At 72.3% G+C, this 14,192-nt stretch carries 14 protein-coding genes and 1 pseudogene; 7 read left to right on the top strand and 8 right to left on the bottom strand.

Features of this window, described 5'->3' with window-relative positions; genetic code table 11:
* Positions 1 to 600 precede the first annotated feature (600 nt).
* Complete coding sequence (locus ACTMTJ_RS39195) at positions 601 to 1,140, top strand: DUF6993 domain-containing protein (RefSeq protein WP_441223808.1); 540 nt, start codon at positions 601 to 603, stop codon at positions 1,138 to 1,140.
* Here the strand turns inward: ACTMTJ_RS39195 and ACTMTJ_RS39190 are convergent.
* Genes ACTMTJ_RS39190 through ACTMTJ_RS39180 form a run of 3 tightly spaced genes read right to left on the bottom strand, consistent with a single transcriptional unit; the run spans position 1,137 to position 3,569 of the window.
* Positions 1,137 to 1,721, bottom strand: a complete 585-nt coding sequence (locus tag ACTMTJ_RS39190; RefSeq protein ID WP_441223807.1) for an ATP-dependent Clp protease proteolytic subunit — start codon at positions 1,719 to 1,721, stop codon at positions 1,137 to 1,139. The genes ACTMTJ_RS39195 and ACTMTJ_RS39190 overlap by 4 nt on opposite strands.
* Before the next feature lie 49 nt (positions 1,722 to 1,770).
* On the bottom strand, positions 1,771 to 2,493 hold the full coding sequence (locus ACTMTJ_RS39185; protein ID WP_441223806.1) for a response regulator transcription factor: 723 nt from the start codon (positions 2,491 to 2,493) through the stop codon (positions 1,771 to 1,773).
* A complete protein-coding gene (locus ACTMTJ_RS39180) occupies positions 2,490 to 3,569 on the bottom strand; it encodes a sensor histidine kinase (RefSeq protein WP_441223805.1) in 1,080 nt (359 codons plus the stop codon). Before ACTMTJ_RS39180 ends, ACTMTJ_RS39185 begins: the two co-directional genes overlap by 4 nt.
* Before the next feature lie 91 nt (positions 3,570 to 3,660).
* Here ACTMTJ_RS39180 and ACTMTJ_RS39175 point away from each other — a divergent pair.
* Positions 3,661 to 4,305 (top strand): annotated as a pseudogene (locus ACTMTJ_RS39175) (ABC transporter ATP-binding protein); the annotation flags it as partial.
* Between the two features lie 53 nt (positions 4,306 to 4,358).
* A complete protein-coding gene (locus ACTMTJ_RS39170) occupies positions 4,359 to 5,093 on the top strand; it encodes an ABC transporter permease subunit (RefSeq protein WP_441223804.1) in 735 nt (244 codons plus the stop codon).
* 696 nt (positions 5,094 to 5,789) lie between these two features.
* Here ACTMTJ_RS39170 and ACTMTJ_RS39165 read toward each other — a convergent pair.
* Positions 5,790 to 6,362 carry a hypothetical protein gene (locus ACTMTJ_RS39165; protein WP_441223803.1) on the bottom strand — a complete coding sequence of 191 codons (573 nt, stop codon included), beginning with the start codon at positions 6,360 to 6,362 and terminating at the stop codon, positions 5,790 to 5,792.
* Positions 6,362 to 7,393, bottom strand: a complete 1,032-nt coding sequence (locus ACTMTJ_RS39160; protein WP_441223802.1) for a LuxR C-terminal-related transcriptional regulator — start codon at positions 7,391 to 7,393, stop codon at positions 6,362 to 6,364. Before ACTMTJ_RS39160 ends, ACTMTJ_RS39165 begins: the two co-directional genes overlap by 1 nt.
* 355 nt (positions 7,394 to 7,748) lie before the next feature.
* Between ACTMTJ_RS39160 and ACTMTJ_RS39155 the strand changes: the two genes are divergently transcribed.
* A complete protein-coding gene (locus tag ACTMTJ_RS39155; protein WP_441223801.1) occupies positions 7,749 to 8,159 on the top strand; it encodes a VOC family protein in 411 nt (136 codons plus the stop codon).
* A gap of 104 nt (positions 8,160 to 8,263) precedes the next feature.
* On the top strand, positions 8,264 to 8,557 hold the full coding sequence (locus ACTMTJ_RS39150; protein ID WP_441223800.1) for a YiaA/YiaB family inner membrane protein: 294 nt from the start codon (positions 8,264 to 8,266) through the stop codon (positions 8,555 to 8,557).
* 81 nt (positions 8,558 to 8,638) lie between these two features.
* Here the strand turns inward: ACTMTJ_RS39150 and ACTMTJ_RS39145 are convergent, their stop codons facing one another.
* Together ACTMTJ_RS39145 and ACTMTJ_RS39140 are read right to left on the bottom strand one after the other, a co-directional pair.
* Positions 8,639 to 9,145 (bottom strand): NUDIX hydrolase, encoded by a 507-nt coding sequence (locus ACTMTJ_RS39145; protein WP_441223799.1) that lies wholly within the window; start codon positions 9,143 to 9,145, stop codon positions 8,639 to 8,641.
* 4 nt (positions 9,146 to 9,149) lie between these two features.
* Positions 9,150 to 9,671 (bottom strand): AAA family ATPase, encoded by a 522-nt coding sequence (locus tag ACTMTJ_RS39140; RefSeq protein WP_441223798.1) that lies wholly within the window; start codon positions 9,669 to 9,671, stop codon positions 9,150 to 9,152.
* A 185-nt stretch (positions 9,672 to 9,856) separates the two neighbouring features.
* Here ACTMTJ_RS39140 and ACTMTJ_RS39135 point away from each other — a divergent pair, with 185 nt between their 5' ends.
* Entirely contained in the window at positions 9,857 to 10,249 is a 393-nt protein-coding gene (locus ACTMTJ_RS39135; protein ID WP_441223797.1) for an effector-associated constant component EACC1, read from the top strand.
* Between the two features lie 31 nt (positions 10,250 to 10,280).
* Entirely contained in the window at positions 10,281 to 13,193 is a 2,913-nt protein-coding gene (locus ACTMTJ_RS39130; RefSeq protein WP_441223796.1) for a caspase, EACC1-associated type, read from the top strand.
* A 333-nt stretch (positions 13,194 to 13,526) separates the two neighbouring features.
* Here the strand turns inward: ACTMTJ_RS39130 and ACTMTJ_RS39125 are convergent, their stop codons facing one another.
* Positions 13,527 to 14,183, bottom strand: a complete 657-nt coding sequence (locus ACTMTJ_RS39125) for a DUF3159 domain-containing protein (RefSeq protein ID WP_441223795.1) — start codon at positions 14,181 to 14,183, stop codon at positions 13,527 to 13,529.
* Positions 14,184 to 14,192 lie beyond the last annotated feature (9 nt).

Below are 14,192 nucleotides of genomic sequence, written 5' to 3'. Positions count from 1 at the left end.
CCCGTCCGCTGTTGCTTGCGGCTCACGTCGCCGCTGCCCCCGCGGCGTTGCGTAATTCGAGGCGGATTTCCCACCTCCGCGTCAGCGCCAGACCGACCTTCCCGGGTGCGGGCCCGGTCGTGGCTTGCCTCGGCTTCCTTGATCGGCGTCGACCTCGGCGGCCGGCGAACAGATCGTGGACGTTTACTGCCCCTCCAGGGGCAGTTGCGTACCACGATCACCAGCATCGGTGCCCCGATCAAGGGAAACCTGTCGCAGGGGGACGCTAGGAGGGCTTGTCCCGCTTGGAATTCGTAGGCGGTCGCCGCACCTACCTGCGCCATCCTGACGCGGCGTCACCAGCCCCGCGGCGGGGACTTTGATCCGGGAACAGGCATTGTGGACAAACGTCGACCACCGCCTGGCGCGAGCCAAATTCCCCCGGCCGCTTTCTCCCCGGGGCCGGTTGCGCGCAGGGTGAGCGCGACCAGCGGCGGATGGGTGAGGCCGCGGGAGCAGCGGTCCGGACCACGACGGACGCCGCGGTAGTTCAAATCTCGGTCTAAGTAGGGGCTCAGGGTCGAAGCCACCCCGACGCCGAAAGGTCTCTAGTCTGTGGCGGTGCGGGGACGGCGGTTGTGGCTGGCGCTGGGCATCCTGCTGCTGCTGGCCAGCGGGAGCGCGGTGCTGGTGCCGGTGGTGCGCGGCGCGACCGGGGGCGAGGACGCGCCGCCGCGGGTGGTGCACGGGTTCGCGTGTGCGCGGGCGGAGCCGGACGACGGCTACTGCGACCGGCTCGCCGACGACTTCGCCCGGCGTGAGCCGCTGTCGGAGAGCCGGCGGGAGGCGGCCGGCCGGCTGGTCGACAAGGTGCGCGAGGCGTACGTCGCCGGCCTCGGTGCCCAGTGTCCGGCCGAGCCGTTCTCCTGTGTCTTCGCCGTGCCGCCCACGGTCGAGGCGCTGCGCGCGGCATTTGTCGCGGCGGGCTTCGTCGAGCCGGCGGTGCGGGTGGCGCGATACACCGATCCGGCGCCGGCTGGTGCGATCGTGTACGGCGTGCGGGCGAGCGTCGGGTGCCTCGTCGGCTGGGTCGACTCCACCAATGGTGCTACGCCGTGGATCGTCGGCACCCTCCATGATGGACGGTGCCTGGCCGCCTAGCCGAGGGTGCCCGCGCCCGCGGGGACCTGGCCGGCGCCGGCGATGACTTTGTCGATGAAGCCGTACACGCGGGCCTCCTCGGCGGTGAACCAGCGGTCGCGGTCGGCGTCCCGCACGATCTGGTCGTAGGTCTGTCCAGTGTGGTGGGCGATCATATCCAGCAGCGACTTCTTCGTGAATACCATCTGCTCGGCCTGGATGGCGATGTCGGCCGCGGTCCCGCCCATGCCGCCGGAGGGCTGGTGCATGATGATGCGCGCGTGCGGCAGGGCGTAGCGCTTGCCGGGTGCGCCGGCGCAGAGCAGAAACTGGCCCATCGAGCCGGCCAGCCCCATGGCCACAGTGGACACGTCGTTGTCGATGAACTGCATGGTGTCGTAGATGGCCATGCCGGCGTACACCGAGCCGCCGGGTGAGTTGATCCACAGGTTGATGTCGCGGGTGGGGTCTTCGGCGGCCAGGAGCAGCAGCTGCGCGCAGATGCGGTTGGCGACCGCGTCGTTTACCTCGCTGCCGAGGAAGATGATGCGCTCCTTGAGCAGCCGGTTGTAGACGGCGTCGTCGAGTGTCTGGTCGGTCATGCGCTCAACCGTAGGTTCGCGGTGGGGCCGGCGGATCGCGCTTTCGCTGTCAGCGCAGGCCTTCTGCCGTCGGCAGAATCCCGGCGTCGCGGACCAGCAGCGCGGCCTGTACGCGGTTGGCGCAGTCGAGCTTGGTGAGCACGCGGCTGACGTAGGTCTTGACGCTCGGCTCGCTCATGCCCAGGCGCCGGCCGATGTCGGCGTTGGAGAGGCCTTCGGCGACCAGGCGGGCCACGTCGGCCTCGCGCGGCGCCAGCGCGGCCAGCCGGGCGGCGGCCGCACGTTGGCGGGCCGCCTCGGCGGGCGCGACGAGGCCGAGCACGAGGCGGGTGACGGCGGGGGAGAGGTACGCCTCGCCGTCGTGGGCGGCCCGCACGGCGCGGATCAGCTCGTCGGGGGTGCAGTTCTTGAGGATGAACCCGGACGCGCCGCCCTGGATCGCGCGCAGCACGTTGGGTTCGGCGCCGAAGGAGGTGAGCACGAGGGTGCGGACGGCGGGTGCGCGGCGACGCAGCTCTTCGGCGGCGGCGAGGCCGTCCAGCAGCGGCATGCGGATGTCGAGCAGGGCCACGTCCGGCTGCTGGCGGACCGCTTCCTCGACGGCGGCGCGGCCGTTGCCCGCCTCGGCGATCACGGCGATGTCGCCGGCCGACTCCAGCACGGTGCGGATGCCGGCGGCGATCAGCGGCTCGTCGTCGGCCACGAGCACGCGGATGCGGGGCGCCCGGGTAAACGTGGAGGGAAGCGGAGCGTTTTCGTGGGGTGCGTTCATGCCACGCCCAGCATCATGGTCGCCGGCAGGACGAGGAACAGCAGCGCCGCCGCGGCGGCCCCCACGAGCAGGGGACGCCGGATCGCCGGTGCGGGCGGCGACTGGAGCGGGAGCGCGGCGCTGAGCTGAAACACTCCGTCGACGGGACCGTGCTGGAGGCGGCCACCGGCCAGCCGTACCCGCTCGGTCAGACCGGGCAGCCCGCGGCCGGCACCCGCGGTGGTGGCCGACCCGGCCGGGCCGGGGTTGGTGAGCATGACCCGAAGCGCGCGCCGCTGCCAGGCGAGCTCGACGGTGACCGGGCGGGACGGCGCGTGCTTGGCGGCGTTGGTGAGGCCCTCCTCGACGACCCGGTAGGCGGCCTCGGGCAGCGGCCGGGCGACGCCGCGCTCGCGTAGCTCCACCGGCACACCGGCCGCGCGGAACTGCGCCACCAGCGCCGCGAGGTCGGGGGTGTCACGGAGGGCGCCGACCACCCCGTACACCTCGTCCATGGCCTCCCGGGCGGTGGCGGCGAGGCGGCGGACGGCGTCGGACTGGGCCGGCGGCAGGGCGGTGACCTCCAGCGCGGCCGCCTGCATGGAGACCAGGCTGAGCCGGCGGCCGACCGAGTCGTGCATGTCCCGCGCGATCCGCAGCCGCTCGCCGAGGCGGGCCTGGTCGGCGAGCGCGGCGGTGAGCCGCTCCTGCTGGGCGAGGTAGCCGCCCACCAGCAGCGGCAGCGCCACGAAGACAAGGTGGAGCACGACGAGCTGGGGGATCGCGCGCGGGTCGGCCGGCCGCACCGCGAGCAGCAGCGCCAGGCCACCGGCGGCGGCCCCGACAGCGGCGACCGCGTCCCGCCGGCCGCCGATCGCCCGTCCGGCCCGGAAGGCGGTCCAGAGCATCAGCAGATACGCCACGCCGGTGACCGCGTTGAGCACGAGTGCCGCGGCGAGGCCGGCCACCGGCAGCCGGTAGGTGAGCAGCGCGGCCGCCGCGAGCAGCAGCCCCAGCCAGGCCAGGCCGGGGTGTCCGGCGGCGAGGATCGCGGTGTCCGCGGCGACGACGGCGGCGGCGAGGAGATGTCGGCCCACGCCCGAAGGGTACGTGCGTCAACCTTCGTCGGCGCATCTCGACGACTTTCGCCGACTGCCGGCCGCCGCCCCGCCACCTAGCGTCGGTGCCGTGATCGAGGTACGGGACCTGGAGAAACGGTACGGACGGACGGTCGTGGTCGACCGGCTGTCGTTCGCGGTGCGGCCGGGCATGGTCACCGGCTTCCTCGGCCCGAACGGCGCCGGGAAGTCCACGACCATGCGGATGATGCTCGACCTGGACCATCCCACCGGCGGGCAGGTACGCATCGACGGCACCCGCTACCGCGACCTGCGCCGGCCGCTGACGAAGGTCGGCGCGCTGCTGGAGGCGAAGTCCACGCACGGCGGGCGGCGGGCCTACCACCACCTGCTGTGGCTGGCGCGGACCAACGGCATACCGGCCTCGCGCGTGCGTGCGGTGCTTTCGCTAGTGGGTCTTGACGCGGTCGCCGGGCGGCGGGCCAAAGCCCTGTCGCTGGGGATGGCGCAGCGGCTGGGCATCGCGGCCGCGCTGCTCGGCGACCCGCCGGTGCTGCTGCTCGACGAGCCGGTCAACGGCCTGGACCCGGAGGGCGTGCGGTGGATCCGCGGCCTGCTGCGCGGGCTGGCGGGCGAGGGGCGCACGGTGTTCGTCTCCAGCCACCTGATGAGCGAGATGGAGGTGACCGCCGACCATCTGGTGGTGATCCATCGGGGTCGGCTGCTGGCCGATACGCCGCTGCCCGAGTTCGTGGCCGCGCACGGCTCGCTGGAGGCGGGTTTCCTTTCCCTGACGGCAGGTGTCCGATGATCTCCTTCGTTTCCGCCGAGCTGACCAAGCTGCGGACGGTGCGTTCGACGCCGTGGACGCTGGCCGCGTTCGTGGTGGTGAGCGCCGGCCTCGCGTACCTGCTGGAGCTGTCGCTGCGCGACGCCGAGCGCCGGGTCAACTACGACCCGCTGTTCGCCACATTTCTGCCGCTGACGATCGGGCAGATGGCGCTGGTGGTGTTCGGCGCGCTCGCGGTCACCGGCGAGTACTCCTCCGGCACCATCCGCGCCTCGCTGGCCGCCGTTCCCGACCGTGCCCGCTTCTACCTGGCCAAGCTGGCCGCCGTCACCGCGGTCGCGGCCGTCGCGTCGGTCGTGACGGTCGCGGCCACGCTGGCCTCGTCGCGGGTGTCGCCCTCCTCGCCCGGTGCTCTGCAAGCGTCCGCCGGCGCGTGCGTCTACCTGACGCTGATGTGCGCGTTCGCGTTCGGGGTGGCGGCGATGGTGCGGCACACCGCGTTGGTGCTCGGCGGGCTGTTGCCGGTGCTGTTCCTCGGCTCGCAGGGCCTCGGCAACATCCCGGTGATCCGCAAGGTGACCCAGTTTCTGCCCGACCAGACCGGCTGGGTGGTCATGCACCTGGCCGGCCCGCAGGACGAGGCCCGCTGGGCCCGCGACTACGGCGCGTGGACCGGGCTAGGGCTCCTGACACTGTGGACGGTCGCCGCGCTGCTCGGCGGCTACCTTGTGCTGCGCCGCCGCGACGCCTAGGAAGCCCCGCGACCACGATGTGCGTCGTGGTCCGGACCGTTGCTCCCGCGGCCTCACCCGTCCGCCGCTGGTCGCGCCGGTGGTAGACGTTTGTCCACAATGTCTGTTCCCGGATCGGCGCTCTGGGAAAACTCCGGGTTTCGTCGCCGCGGGTAACCGCTGCGGTGGTGTGAGCGGCGCGAGATTCGAGATCTAGGAGAGTTGGGGCGCTATTTCAACCCTAGGTCTCCTAGATCTCGAAGTCCCGATCGCTGGGCTGGTGACGCTGCGTCAGGATGGCGCCCGGTAGGGCCTGCGAGGGCCGCCTTCGGGGCTTGTTTCGCGGAGCTGGCAGTGGACGGCCGGGGTTTCGGCGAGCGCTGCGAGCCGCCGGCCGGGAGTGGTGCCCGCGGGAAAGCACCCCAAGAAAACGCTCCGCCGCGCTCCACATTTTCCCCGGGGACCCCGCGCATACGGTCCGCCGCTGACGCGGACATGGGCAAATGCGGGGTGGCCCCTCCAGGGAAGCAGAGCAAATGCATCCCGAGCGCACCCACCCCAGGCCGGGGCCGCAAGGGCCCGGCGCAGCCGCCGGGGTGAGCGTGACCCACGGCGGATGGGTGAGGCCGCGGGAGCGACGGCACGGACCACGACGGGCATCGCGGTAGCTCACATCTTTTGTCCAAGGCCGAAGCAACCCCGGCTCCGAAAGCTCTCCTAGATGCAGTTTCCACAGTGCTGGGTGATCGGTGCGATGTCGCCGGACTCGAGCTGGCCGGTCACCGGGATGGACCGGACGCGTTCGTCGTCTACCGGCAGGGGAGTGACCACCGGCGCCGCGTCCGGGGTCGGCCGGTCGACGGCGACGCAGGCGAGCCGGGCGTTGCGGTCGCGGATGAGGCAGATGGCGGTGAGCTGGCCGAGCTCGCTTTCCAGCTGGGTGTGTGCGGTGCTGGTCAGGTCACTGGTGACGGTGAACTCGGTCCTGCCGGCCAGCACCTTGTAGTCCTTCAGCCCGGTGCCGATACTGTCGTCGATCGGCAGCAGCGCCGTCTGCTGGTAGTAGTGCACGAAGCCGAACTTGGTGCCCGAGGGCGTCAACACGCATGGCCTGGCCCAGCCGCTGAGCACGACCAGTGGCCTCTTGCCGTCGAGTGAGCCGGCGTAGCCGGTGAACGCGCCGGAGGCGCAGGGTGCGGCGTAGTAGACGGTCTCGGCGGCGGCCGCCGGCGTGGAGGGCAGCAGCAGCGCGGCCACCGCGGCGACGGTGAGGAGCAGGCGGCGGGTCATCACTCTTCCTCCGCGGCGGCGGCCGGGCGGGCGGCGGGTTCGGCGGCCCGCAGCGCGCCGAGGGTCAGGCCGAGCTGGAAGCGGTTGTCGACGCCGAGGCGGTCCATCAGGCCGCGCAGGATGTTGGAGACCGAGCGGGTGCTGATGTGCAGCTCGCGGGCGGCGCTGGCGTCGGTGTGTCCGTTGGCCAGCAGCGTGATCAGTGTGTACTCGCGGGGGCTCAGCGCGGTCTGCGGCACTGCCCACTCCCATGGATCACGGGCTGCCTCCCAGTGGCGTTCGAAAAGGCTGACGAGCGCGGACACGACCGGGGCCTGCGCCACCTCGAGGTAGCCGTGTTCGAAGTTGTCGGGGTCGACGGGGAAGAACGCGACCTTGCGGTCGACGACGATGAGCTTCATCGGGACCGTGGCCACCTCGCGGTAGTCCGGTGTGCTTTCGGTGGGACGGCGTCCGTGTGGCAGCAGCGGGTCCGAGCGGGCCGCCTGCACGCCCAGGACCCGCATGTGTACGCCGCGGTTGAGCAGCATGCGGTCCATCGGCACGGCGGCGCGGGCCACCTCGGCGGTGAAGGCCTGCTCCGGGTTCATGGCCAGGTGCTCGTGGGTGGCCACGGCGTTGAGCTCGGCCACCCGGGCCCGGGTGAGGGCGCGGGTGCGCAGGTGTCGCAGCCCTTGGCCGTGGACCAGGTCTTCGACGGCGGTGCGCGGGCCGCCCGGCGGCGGGCTGGGTTTGCTGACCTGGCCGCGGCGCAGCGAGGCGAACACCTGTGCCGGCGGGGTGGCCCGCCAGAGCTGGCCGCGGCGGGTGGAGGCCGGGCCGAACCCGACCGCGTCGATCGCGGCCAGCTCGTCGAGGGCGCTGACCACCCGCCGCCGGGACAGGCCGAGGTCGCGCTCCAGGTCGGTGGCCGTGACCGGCCCGAAGGTCACCAGTGTCCGGTAGACCAGATCGGCGTCGGCGGACCGTCCCCAATGGACAAGGGACGGTATCGGCCGTCCCACGATCACCGCATCTCGCGAACGATGCATTTGCCCCCCTTGATGGGGTCCGGCCTGCCGCCGATGCCCCCGCGCATGCTTCGTAACACGCTGTCACGCGGTTGGACAAGAGCATCGTCCGAGTACACGGAGGGCGATGTGGGGTGCCGGGCGATGTGGGTGCGAAACCTGGCAACGCGGGCATGCGTAATCGCGCAACGGGGCTCCGCCGCCGCGTCGGGATCGACGCCAGTAGATCGGTGGGTGGCCGCGGGGGTCAACGAGAATGCGCATTCCTGTATCGCTTCCGCGCTGACCCGCGCAAGGGGGCGCCGGGGGCCCGACATTCGCCATACAGGCAGGATTCGAGAAGCACGGCTCGGCGCGGCGTCGTAACGTCCCGGTCATGACCATCTCAGTCCGAAGCATGTTTTTGGAAGTTGACGACCACGAGGCCGCGCTGGCCTTCTACCGCGACGCGCTGGGCTTCGAGGTCCGCCTCGACGTCGCCATGGAGGACGCCCGCTGGCTGACCGTCGGGCCGCCGTCCCAGCCCGAGTTCGGCATCGTGCTGACCACCGTCGGCGTCGGGCGCCCGCCCGAGGACGCGCAGGCGCTGCGCGAGCTGCTGGCCAAGGGGTCGCTGTCCGGCCTGCTGCTGTCCACCGACGACCTCGACGCGACGTTCGAGACGGTGCGGGCCAGCGGCGCCGAGGTGATCCAGGAGCCGATGGACATGCCGTACGGTCCGCGGGAGTGCGAGTTTCGTGACCCGGCGGGCAACAGTGTCCGGTTCAGCCAGCCGCCCAAGGAGTAGGCGCCACGCGGGTGTGGGTGCTCCGCGGTGATGAGTGTGGGTGCTCCGCGGTGCTGAGTACGAGAGCTCTGGGCCGCGGAGCCGCCCACGGCGAGCATTTACGCATGACCGCTCCAGTGCCCCGCAAAACCACCACCGCGTTCTTCGTGCAGGCGGGCCTGTCGTTCGGCGTCGCCCTGTTCGCGGCCTGTGTCGCGATCATCTACCTGCCCGTCGGCGTCTGGATCCGCGCGTTTCTCGGCCTCGCCCTGCTGTATGTGGTGACTTCCGCGTTCACGCTGGCCAAGTGCATCCGTGACCACCAGGAGACCACCGAGGTGGTGGGCCGCGTCGACCAGGCCCGCCTGGACAAGCTGCTCACCGAGCACGACCCGTTCAAAGTCCACACGGCGGCCTAGCGCGTTTCCGCGTCCGCTAGTGCGGTGGCCACAAAGGTTGGCCGGTTTCGCCGGCTCGGGTGAGCGTTTGTGGCCACCGCACTAGCTTTGCCGCGGGTGTTCGCGGAGGCGCCGGTAGGCCTCGAAGCCGTCCGGCACCCACTCCCACTCGTCAAGGCGCCGGTGCAGCTCGTCTTCGGTGAGGAAGGCCCACCAGTCGACCTCCTCCGGCTGCGGCCGCACCGGCCCGTCGACCCGCACCTCGTAGACCGCCGACCACCAGGTGTGCGCCGGCGTCTCGTAGAGGAAGCGGAACAGCGGGACCGGCGCCAGCGGCGTGTCGACGCCCAACTCCTCGGCCGCCTCCCGGCGGGCCGCCTCGTCGTAGCTCTCGCCGGCGCTGAGGACCCCGCCGACGAACATGTCATACAGCGACGGGAACACGAGCTTGTGCGCGGTGCGGCGGTGCACGAAGATCCGCCCGTCGGGGTCGCGGGCCAGCACGAACGCGGCCCGATGGCGCAGCCGCCTGGCGTACACCTCCGGCCGCGGCGCCTGCCCCACCACCACGTCGTGCTCGTCGACGATGTCCAGGATCTCGTCCGCCACGCCTTCAGATCCTAATCGCCCGGACCACCGCGGCCACCCGCCGCGGCAGCGGCCCGGCGGGTACGTCGACGAGCGTGAAGCCGAGCTCGCGGTAGGTCTGCTCGTGGACCCGTTCGAAGGCGAGCGAGTCCGCGAAGCTGATCCGCCGGGCCGCGGTCGGCTCGACGAAGCCCTGGTTGCGGACGAACAGGACGGTCCGCGCGTAGAAGTGGCCGGCCCGAGCGACCTCGTCGCGCAGCAGGCTGGTCGGCGGCAGACCGAGGTGGCGGCACAGGGCCAGCGTGCAGACCGGTGAACGGTCGAAGAAGGTCGTGCCGCCGGTCGACCGCGCGCGCCGCCGTTGCAGGGCGACGATCTCGTCGACGAAGCCCGGCTCGCGCCACGGCTCGGGCCGGCCCAGCGCGTGCTGTAGCGCGATGACGTCGGTCGCCGCCTCCTCGACCACGGCGTGGCCGTCCAGCTCGAGCTGGCGCAGGATCGCGGTCTTACCGGAGCCGGGCGTGCCGGTCAGGATGTACGCGGGCATGGTCGCCCCCTCGATGAATTGTGGGAAAGCCGAGAGCGGTGCTCGATCGGCGCGGCGCCACGCACAGGATAGCGGTTTGTCGGGTTGGCGACGGCACCCTTCCGGCGCGGCCGTCTAGATTGTCCGATGGTCCCGGCACCATCTATGCGCTCCCGCCGTGCACGATGCCGGCTGAAGGGTTGGCAATGAATAGCGACGTACGCGTCTACCTGGCCGAGGATGGTGCGGACGCCGAACGGATCGACGCGCTGACCGGTTACCTGCGGCAGGAGCTGCGCCAGCTCGACGTGCGGGACGTGAGCGCGCTGCGCGGGGGTGCGCCGCCGCCGGGCACCCGCGGTTTCGACGTGGCCGCGGTTGGCGCGCTGCTGGTGACGCTCGGCGAATCGGCGGTGGCCCTCAGCGGGGTCGTCACCACGATCAGGGCCTGGCTCGGTCGCGGCGCGGGCACCCGCCGCACGGTGCGGATCGAGATCGGCGGCGACGTGCTGGAGCTGTCCGAGGCGACGGCGAGCGACCAGGACCGGCTGGTCGCGCTGTTCGTGAGCCGGCACACCGGCACCGGCGGCGGGAGTTGACAGTGGACAGCGCCGGCGGCGGGAGTTGACAGTGGACGGCGAGCGCAAGGCGCTGATCGTCGCCAACGACGAGTACGAGCACGACGGCCTTCAACGCCTGTGGTCGGCCGCGGCGGACGCGGCCGCGCTGGCCGGCGTCCTCGGCGACCCGCAGATCGGCGGCTTCACCGTCGAGGTGGCGCGCAACCGCCCGGCCCACGACGTCGGCGTCCAGATCGAGGACCTGTTTTCCGAAAGCCGCCCCGACGACGTGCTGCTGCTGCACTTCTCCTGCCACGGGCTGAAGGACGAGTCCGGTGAGCTGTACTTCGCCACCCGCAACACCCGCCCCAACCGGCTCGGGTCGACCGCGATATCGGCGGCGTTCGTGCAGCGGTGCATGCGGGCCAGCCGCTCACGGAGCATCGTGCTGCTGCTGGACTGCTGCTACGGCGGTGCGTTCAGCCAGGGCGTCACGGTGCGCGCGTCCGGAGACGTCAACCTGCTGGACAGCTTTCCGGTGGGCCGGCTGGGCGGCGGGCGCGGCCGCGCGGTGATCACCGCGTCCAGCTCGATCGAGTACGCCTTCGAGGGCGACCAACTCGCCGACGCGCACGGCCCGAGCCCGTCCGTGTTCACCGCGGCGCTGGTCGAGGGCCTCGCGACCGGCAACGCGGACCGCGACGAGGACGGCTGGGTCTCCCTCAACGAGCTCTACGACTACGTCTTCGACAAGGTGCGCGAACGAAACCCGCACCAGACACCGAGCCGCGACGTCGAGATGCAGGGCGAGCTGTACCTGGCCCGCAGCCGCCGCCGGCGCATCCGGCCGATGGAGGTGCCACCCGACCTGCGGGCGGCGATGGTGGACACGAACATGTTCACCCGACTCGGCGCCGTCACCGAGCTGCGGTCGCGCCTGACCGGCGACAACCTCCAGGCCGCGGCCGGCGCGTTCGCCGCCTTGACCGAGATCGCCGGCACCGACATCCGCTACGTCGCCGAGGCCGCCCAGGCCGGCTTGCACGAGGCGGCCATCCAGCCGGATCCGCCCGCACTCCACTTCGGACCGTCCACACCGGACGCCGAGCGGGAGCACCGCACGCTGCGCCTGCTGGGGCCTCCGGTCGCCCGCGCCTGCACGCCTGACGCGTCCGACACGTGGATCCGGGTCGTGGAGACAGCGGACGGCTTCGACGTGTCGGTCGCGACGCCCCGGGCCGGCTCGCTGACCGGTCACATCACGTTCAGGGGGCCGACCGGCGAAGTCACCGTCCAGGTCGAGGTGGAGGCGGCGCCCGCGCCCGTCGCCGCGGAGCCGCAGGCGCCGGCGCCCGTCGCCGCGCAGCCGGTGGTGCCGGAGCCCGTCGCGGCGGAGCCGCAGTCGCCGACGGCGATGCCCGCGAATGTCGAACCAGAGCCGGCCACCCTCGAAGTGCCACCCGCACCCGTCGCGGCGGCGACGCAGGATCTGCGAGGGCTTCGTGACGAACCTGAAACCACCGCCGCCGCGCCGAAGCCCACCCCGACAGAGCCGCCGCCCGCCGCCGAGCCGCCGTCCGCCGCCGAGCCGCCGTCCGCCGCCGAGCCGCCGCCTGTCGCGGGGGAGCCGACCGCCGTCGCGGCAGAACCGACACCCGTCGCGGCCGAGCCGGCCCGCACCCCGGCTGATCCGGCCGTTACCGCGGCCGCGCCGACCCCCGTCGTGGCGGAGCCGACCCCCGTCGCGGGGGAGCCGACCCCCGCGCCGGCCGATCCGGCCGTCACGCCGGCCGCGCCGACCGCCGTCGTGGCCGAGCCACCGCCTACCGCGCCGGTGCGGCCAAAACCCCACGCGGCACCGACACCGTCGCGGAATCGACCGCCGGGCTGGCGGGCCGACCTGGTCCGGTCCGGCCGATTTCGGGCCGCCGTCGCCGGCGTCGCCGTGCTCGTCGTGTCGCTCGCGACCTTCCTGATCGTCTACGACGGCGAGCAGGCGGCCGATGAGGGCAGCGGCGGCGCCGCGGCGCCGAGCATCCGCACCGTCGCGTTCGCTCCCGACGGCAAGATGCTCGCGACCGGCAGCGACGACGGCTTCATCCGACTGTGGAATCCTCACACAGGTAAGCCCATCGGTGGCGGAGACCTGAACGCCGCGTCCGCCGGACTCACCAGCGTCGCGTTCAGCCCGGACGGCAATCTCCTGGCCAGCGCCAGCAACACCGCCCATACCATCCGGCTGTGGGACGTCGCCGAGAAGGATCTTGTCGGCGAGCCCTTGACCGGCCACAGCGGGTGGGTCTCCAGCCTCGCCTTCAGCCCGCTGGGCGAGACGCTCGCCAGCGGCAGCAGCGACGGCACGGTACGCATCTGGAATGTCGGCACGAAGAAGCCGATCGAGCCCAGCCCAGCCGCGGCGGCGCCGTCCCCGTCGGGCAGTGCCACCTCCGTCACCAGCGTCGCCTTCAGCCCTGACGGGAAGGTGCTTGTCAGCGGCGGCACCGACGAGGCCGTGCGGCGCTGGAACCCCGCGACCGGCGCATCGATCGGTAACCCCTTCAAATCCCGCGACATGGGATCCGTCGGGCAGGTGGGATTCAGCCCGGACGGCAAATGGCTCGTGGCCACCAGCAACAGCCGCAGGCTACAGCTGTTCTACCCGGCCACCGGCGACACCCTCATCCCGGCCGCGGACAACAGCTACGGGATCCAAGCCTTCGCCTTCAGCCCGGACGGCAAGTACTTCGCGGGCGCCTTCGAGAGCTCCGGCATGGTGCGCCTGTGGAATCCCGAGAGCTGGGACGAGATCGGCCCACCCCTCACCGGCCACCGAGGAGAGATCACCAGCCTCGCGTTCAGCCCGGACAGCAAGCTCCTGGCCGTCGGCACAGGAAACAACACCGTGCGCCTGTGGAACTCCACCACCGGCACGCTCGTCCGCGACATCCCAGGCTCCATCACCCCGTCGGCGACCCCTTCCTGAGAAGGCTTTTCCCGGATCCGCGTCAGCTGTAGACCGCCGCTCCCGCCGGAGACCGCTGCGGCCGGCGGCTCGCGGAGCGAGCCGAGATCCCCGACCTCCGCTGCCATGCCCGCGCCGCAAGCCCTCACCCCTGCCCAAGAGGGCAGCCCTCTTGGGCGTGAATTCCCGGCAGGGATCCCCGTATACCCGCCCAGACGGTGACCGGGCTGCCCTCTCGAGGGCAGGGGTGGGCGGGGTGAGCGGGACCGGCGGCGGACGGGTGAGGCCGCGGGAGCAGCGGTCTGGACCACGACGGACGTCGCGGTAGCTCGCATGTGTCTTGGAATGGATCGTCTAGGTGGGCGCGGGGGTCGCGGCGCGGGTGTCGGCGGTGACCGGGTGGCGCAGGCCCGGGTGGTCCGGTGGCAGCGAGCGGCGGATCACCCACCAGCTCACCGCGAGGCAGGCGGCGACCAGCGGCCAGGTCAGCGCCGCCCGGGCCACACCCAGCGCGGCGACCTGGTCGGCGGCGTAGAGCGGGAGGAAGACGGCCAGGCGCACGGCGTACTGGAGGACCCAGATCCAGCTGGCCCGGCCGTAGGCGCGCAGCAGGTCGGGGTCACGCCGCCAGCGGGTGCGCTGACGCAGCACCGCGCCGACGATGAGGCCGAGCAGGGGCCAGCGCAGCACGATGCTGAGGGTCCAGGCGAGGGCGCTGGCCGCGTTCGAGACGAGCTGGATCAGGAAGAAGTCGGCGGCGCGGCCGGTGCGGACGGCGATCAGCGCGGCCAGGCAGACGGCCAGCAGGCCGACGAGGGCGGCGCCGGGCTTGGCGCCGCGGGACAGCCGCCACCCGGCCACGGCCGCGCCGGCCGCTAGTGCGGCGATCACGCCGCCCCACAGTGACTGGCCGGTCGCGAGCCAGCCGGCGACGAACGCGAGCGGTGGCACCGTCGCGTCCACCGCTCCGCGCCGCCCGCCCAGCAGGTCGGCCAGCGACTCCTCCCTCACGTTAGGGAA

It is taken from the genome of Phytohabitans sp. LJ34, from assembly GCF_052068095.1.
Classification (GTDB): domain Bacteria; phylum Actinomycetota; class Actinomycetes; order Mycobacteriales; family Micromonosporaceae; genus Phytohabitans.
Note: the sequence above shows the minus strand (reverse complement) of the source record. Positions and strands in the feature narration are given on the sequence as shown.